Genomic DNA, 2,116 nt, shown 5'->3' with positions numbered 1-2,116 from the left:
CTCGATGGCTTCCATCTGCTCGGTGAGTTCGGCGAGCCGCTGCGAAACGGCGGAGTACAGCCTGTCCTCGATAGTCACGGGGTCTCCTCCGGCGGGGACGACGCCGCCGAACTTGCTCTCGTTGAACTTCAGGATGCGGTTGACGAAGTTGCCGAGCACATCGGCCAGGTCGCGGTTGATGGCGCTCTGGAACTGTTCCCAGGTGAAGGCCGTGTCGGACCCTTCCGGCGCATTGGCGATCAGGTACCAGCGCCAGTAGTCGGCGGGCAGCAGTTCCAGCGCCGCATCCATGAACACGCCGCGCTTGTTCGAGGTGGAGAACTTCCCCCCGTACCAGTTGAGCCAGTTGAAGCTCTTCAGCTGGTCGACCTGCTTCCACGGCTCCCTGCTGCCCAGGATCGTCACCGGGAAGCTGACCGTGTGGAAGGCGACGTTGTCCTTGCCCATGAACTGGACGTAGCGGACGTCGTCGGCGCCCTCGTCGGTGCGCCACCAGTCGCGCCAGGTCCGGCCCGTCGCGTTCGCCCACTCCTCCGTGGCCCCGATGTACTCGATCGGGGCGTCGAACCAGACGTAGAAGACCTTGCCCTCCATGCCCTGGCGCGGCCCGCCGTCCGGCCCGACCACCGGCACGCCCCACTTCAGGTCGCGGGTGATGCCGCGATCGATCAGCCCCTCGTCGAGATGTTTCAGGGCGATCGAGCGGGCCAGCGTCTGCCAGTCGGTCTTGGTCCCGATCCAGTCGCGGATGCGCCGCTCCAGCTTCGTCTGCAGCAGATACAGGTGCCGGGTGTCGCGGACCTCGAGGTTCCGGGAACCAGAGACCGCCGAATAGGGATCGATCAGGTCCACCGGATCCAGCAGCCGCCCGCAGTTGTCGCACTGATCGCCGCGCGCGCCGACGTGGGCGCAGTGGGGGCACGTGCCCTCGACGTAGCGATCAGGAAGGAAGCGCGCGTCGTCGACCGAATAGACCATCCTGTCGACCCGCTCCTCGATCAAGCCGTTCTTCTCGAGGACGTCGGCGAAATGCTGGGTCAGGCGGTGGTTCGGCGCGTTCGATGACCGGCCGAACCAGTCGTAGCTCAGGCCGAAGGCCTCGCCTGCCGCCTTCTGGATCTCATGCTGCTCGTCGCAGTAGGCGCGGACGTCCTGCCCGGCCGCCGCGGCCGCAAGCTCGGCGGGCGTGCCGTGCTCGTCGGTGGCGCAGATGTAGAGCACCTCATGACCCTGCGCCCGCTTGAACCGGGCCCATACGTCCGCCGGCAGCATCGAGCCCGCCAGATTCCCCAGATGCTTGATGCCGTTGATGTACGGCAGGGCCGAGGTGATCAGGATGCGGGACATGAAGGCCGGGGATGAGGGACTAGGGATGAGGGACTAGGATGAGGGAGTAGGGACTGGTCACGGTTAGTGGCGAGTGCGACGCCAAATCGCAAGCCGCCGCCTAGTGACACATCCCTCATCCCTCATCCCTCATCCCTCATCCCTGCGGCAGCCGCCGCGCCACCCGCACGAACCGCCCGGTCAGCAGGACCGACGACACCAGACTGGCGATGATCACCGCCCAGACGAGGCCGTCGACGCCGATCTCGTGCGCCAGCCACCAGCCCAGCGGCATCATGATCAGGGTGTAGGCGGCGAAATGCATGATCGTCGGCCACCAGACGTCGCCCGCGGCGCGGTTGGCGGAGGCCGACACGACCTGAATGCCGTCGGCGACGAAGAAGAGGGTCGCGAGCACCAGCGCGGGGATCACCACCGCCAGCAGAGCCGGATCGCGGTTGTAGGCGCTGGCGACCCAGGGCGCGGTGGGCCACAGCACCAGCGCGACCAGCAGCGTCAGGGCGATGACGACGCCGATCCCGACAAGACCGGCCCTCAGCACGGCGCGCCCGTCCCCGGCTCCATAGGCCCGCCCGACCAGCACCGCCGTCGCCGCGGACAGGCCCATTGGAACCATGAAGACGATGGCCGAAACGTTGAGCACGATCGTCCAGGCCGCCGTTTCGATGGCGCCCAGCTGGCCGGCGATGAAGGTCATGGCCGCGAAGGCGCCGACCTCGATGAAGTAGCTGGAACCGGCCCCGTAGCCGATCTTGCGCTGTTCGCGCTC

The 2,116-nt window shown here is 67.1% G+C and carries 2 protein-coding genes; both read right to left on the bottom strand.

The genetic code is table 11. The features are described from left to right. Positions 1-1,347, bottom strand: a 1,347-nt coding sequence (metG, locus tag VGB60_RS12725) for a methionine--tRNA ligase (RefSeq protein WP_331038619.1), incomplete at its 3' end; no start/stop codon positions are given. 136 nt (positions 1,348-1,483) lie between these two features. Further along, positions 1,484-2,116, bottom strand: a 633-nt coding sequence (locus VGB60_RS12720; protein ID WP_331038618.1) for an MATE family efflux transporter, incomplete at its 5' end; no start/stop codon positions are given.

It is taken from the genome of Brevundimonas sp. (assembly GCF_036399195.1).
GTDB lineage: Bacteria > Pseudomonadota > Alphaproteobacteria > Caulobacterales > Caulobacteraceae > Brevundimonas.
This window is presented reverse-complemented; position numbering and strand designations above follow the sequence as displayed.